The organism is Acinetobacter sp. UBA6720, from assembly GCF_002454215.1.
Lineage (GTDB): Bacteria > Pseudomonadota > Gammaproteobacteria > Pseudomonadales > Moraxellaceae > Acinetobacter.
Map to the genome: position 1 here is coordinate 1 of NZ_DKIK01000171.1, position 2,625 is coordinate 2,625.

The following is a 2,625-nucleotide window of genomic DNA, read 5'->3' on the forward strand; positions in this document are numbered from 1 at the left end:
ATAGCAGATTTTAAAGGTGAGTTATGCGCTTTGCGTTTTTTGAAAGGCATAAAAAAGCCACCCAAGTGGGTGGCTTTTCCATTCAGCAAAGCTGAAACAATATGTATTAACCTAGTTTCTTAGAAACGTAGTCAATCGCAGATTGTACAGTTGTGATTTCGTTAGAATCTTCATCTGGGATTGTGATGTCAAAGTCGTTTTCGAAAGACATAACAAGCTCAACAAGGTCTAAAGAGTCAGCACCTAAGTCATCCATGAAAGATGCTTCGTTTTTGATTTCTTCAGCCTTAAGACCAAGTTGTTCTGCAACTGCTTGCTTGATGCGTTGTTCGATATCGCTCACAGGAATTCTCCTCATTGCTTGTGGCGTTTTTAATGCCGTTAGTTTAATTGAATCTTTAAAATTTTGAAAGTTTATCCATCAGCCAATTAGCTCATGTATAGACCACCATTTACATGCATTACCGTACCAGTAATGTAACTTGCTTTGTCTGATGCCAAAAAGCTCACCGCATTGGCAATATCTTGTGGATCACCTAAACGGTTCAGGGCCACTTGATCGCTCATTTTTTTACGGATGTCTTCACTTAATTGATCAGTCATTTCTGTTGCAATAAAGCCAGGTGCCACCGAGTTTACAGTGATTTGACGGCTACCCATTTCTTTTGCAAGGCTACGGCTAAATGCTTCAATACCAGCTTTCGCTGCTGAATAGTTGGCCTGACCTGGGTTGGCAAAATGCGCAACCACAGAACTAATATTAATAATTCGTCCAAAACGTGCTTTGGTCATGCCTTTTAGCACACGTTTAGATAAACGATAAACGGCTTTTAAATGAATATTTAAAATATCATCCCAGTCATCTTCTGACATACGAAGTAACAAATTATCTTTGGTAATCCCTGCATTATTGACAAGTGCAAGAACTGGACCATAATTTTGTTCAATGTCTGTCACCAGCGCATCTATCGCAGCACCGTCACGAACATCAAGTACTTTACCCGCACCCTGCTCACCAAAGCTTGCAGATAATTTTTCTGCGCCAGCCTCAGATGTCGCTGTGCCCACAACAAAATAACCGTCTTGAATCAGTTGCTGAGCGATGGCTGCGCCAATCCCTCGACTTGCACCTGTCACGAGTGCAACTTTGCGTTCCTGTGTCATGCAATTTTTCCTTCAGCCACTAAAATGGCATTGAGTGCATCTTCCATACGTGATTTGCTATCAAGTGGAAAAGCTTTTTCGATATTTGGTAAACGTTTCGCCAAGTTTGCCAAAACATTACCTGGACCACACTCTGCAACATATTGGATCCCTTGATCCTGAATAAACTGCATGGTTTTGGTCCACTGTACAGACTCATATAACTGAGCTGTAAGTGCTTGGCGTACTTGAGCGACATCTATCGCAATTTCCGCGCTCACATTTTGTATTACAGGTATGCTAGGCAGCTCAATGGCAGTTTGTTCCAAAGCTTGTGCGAACTGTTCCGCAGCAGGTTTCATCAACGAACAGTGAGATGGCACTGAAACAGGCAATGCAATCGCTTTGCCACTATTTTCTTTCGCCAAAGCCATGACTGCTTCAACTGCGGCTTTTTCACCCGCAATGACCACTTGACCTTGTGCATTATAATTTGCAGCTTCAACTGAACCTTCAGCTTGGTCTGAAACCTGTTGGCATAAAGCAACAACTTGTGCGTCGTCTAAACCTAAAATAGCCGCCATTGCACCCTTACCTTGAGGTACTGCACTTTGCATGAGCTTACCGCGTAAGTTTACCAGCTTCACAGCATCACCTAGGCTTAAACTGCCTGCAGCAACCAAAGCGCTATATTCACCCAATGAGTGACCTGCTAGATACTTAGGTACAACACCGCCAAGTTCTAACCATACACGCCATAATGCAATGCTCGCGGTTAACAATACAGGCTGAGTAAATTCAGTTTGATCTAAACCTTCACCAGATTGTGCAATGTGCCACAAATCGAATCCAACTGCTTTAGAGGCTTCTGCAAATGTTGCTTCAACACTGGCAAATTGTTCTGCCAATTCAGCCAACATACCTACCTTTTGTGAACCCTGACCAGGAAATACAAAAGCTGTTTTTGTTGCCTGAGCGACTTGATCAAGTTGTTTCGCAGACATAAAAAAGTCCTTTCTTGTCTTTGCTCTCGTTTATGGAGCGAAAATTTAACACTTAATTTAGGTCGATGTAATTGCCAAATACAACAAAAACAGAGTTGGTAAACATTCACCCACAAAAAAAGGGAGCTTTACGCTCCCCTTTTTTCGACTAAGCTTTAAGCTTAATGCTTCAACAATTATTCAGCAGATGCTTTAGCGAATAATTGACGACCACGGTAGATACCATCTTTAGATACGTGGTGACGACGGTGAGTCTCGCCAGTAGCTTGGTCTACAGTTAATGCATTCTCGGTTAAAGCGTCATGTGAACGGCGCATGTCACGGCGAGAGCGACTTTTACGGTTTTGCTGAACGGCCATGATGGCTCCTTACAAATCGAAAAAATATGGATCAGAACAAATTCAGTTGTCTTATACGGAAGAGTATAACACAAAAATTAGTTAAGTTTACCCTTCAAACTTGCCAAAACATCAAACGG

General features: G+C 42.2%; 4 protein-coding genes. All 4 read right to left on the reverse strand.

The window, feature by feature from the left end; all coding sequences use genetic code 11:
- Positions 1 to 106 precede the first annotated feature (106 nt).
- The 4 genes from acpP to rpmF all read right to left on the reverse strand — a co-directional run bounded on the left by acpP (position 107) and on the right by rpmF (position 2,506).
- Complete coding sequence (gene acpP / locus B4F08_RS14415) at positions 107 to 343, reverse strand: acyl carrier protein (protein WP_004695351.1); 237 nt, start codon at positions 341 to 343, stop codon at positions 107 to 109.
- A gap of 86 nt (positions 344 to 429) precedes the next feature.
- A complete protein-coding gene (gene fabG / locus B4F08_RS14420) occupies positions 430 to 1,164 on the reverse strand; it encodes a 3-oxoacyl-ACP reductase FabG (RefSeq protein ID WP_151706466.1) in 735 nt (244 codons plus the stop codon).
- On the reverse strand, positions 1,161 to 2,147 hold the full coding sequence (gene fabD / locus B4F08_RS14425; RefSeq protein ID WP_086208716.1) for an ACP S-malonyltransferase: 987 nt from the start codon (positions 2,145 to 2,147) through the stop codon (positions 1,161 to 1,163). Before fabD ends, fabG begins: the two co-directional genes overlap by 4 nt.
- Positions 2,148 to 2,323: 176 nt before the next feature.
- Positions 2,324 to 2,506, reverse strand: coding sequence for a 50S ribosomal protein L32 (gene rpmF / locus B4F08_RS14430; protein WP_004279227.1), 183 nt, complete (start codon positions 2,504 to 2,506; stop codon positions 2,324 to 2,326).
- Between the last annotated feature and the right edge of the window lie 119 nt (positions 2,507 to 2,625).

Coding starts and splice junctions, on each gene's coding strand:
- fabG (WP_151706466.1), bottom strand. CDS start 1,164: ATGACACAGGAACGCAAAGTTGCACTCGTGACAGGTGCAAGTCGAGGG.
- fabD (WP_086208716.1), bottom strand. CDS start 2,147: ATGTCTGCGAAACAACTTGATCAAGTCGCTCAGGCAACAAAAACAGCT.
- rpmF (WP_004279227.1), bottom strand. CDS start 2,506: ATGGCCGTTCAGCAAAACCGTAAAAGTCGCTCTCGCCGTGACATGCGC.